Genomic DNA, 480 nt, shown 5'->3' with positions numbered 1-480 from the left:
ACACGTCGCCGCGCGAGACGTCGACGTCCTCGGCGAGGCGGATCGTGACGGTCTGCCCCGCGAAGGCGGATTCTACCGCAGCCGTGCCGCCCGGCACCGGCGCGACGATCTCCGCCACGGTCGCCGTGCGGCCCGAGGGCAGCACCGCGATCTCGTCGCCCACCTTCACCTCGCCCGCCTCGACGCGGCCCATGGAGCCGCGGAAATCGTCGGCCGAGCTGCCGTCCTGGCGCGCCACCCACTGCACCGGGAAGCGCAGCGCCTCGCCGCCGTCGATCGCCACCGGCAGCGTCTCCAGCACGTCGAGCAACGGCTCGCCGGCGTACCAGGGCATGCTGTCCGAGAGCGTGACGATGTTGTCGCCCTTCAGGGCCGACACCGGCACGAAGCGCACGCCCTCCAGGCCGAGCTGCTGCGCGAGTACGACGTAGGCATCGCGGATCAGGTTGAAGGTCGCTTCCGAATACTCGACCAGGTCCA

At 71.2% G+C, this 480-nt stretch carries 1 pseudogene; it reads right to left on the bottom strand.

The features are described from left to right. Nucleotides 1-480, bottom strand: a pseudogene (locus FQ746_RS31905) (sulfate adenylyltransferase); the annotation flags it as partial.

The sequence above is a fragment of the Paraburkholderia sp. BCC1886 genome (assembly GCF_900996245.1).
Lineage (GTDB): Bacteria > Pseudomonadota > Gammaproteobacteria > Burkholderiales > Burkholderiaceae > Paraburkholderia.
Note: the sequence above shows the minus strand (reverse complement) of the source record. Positions and strands in the feature narration are given on the sequence as shown.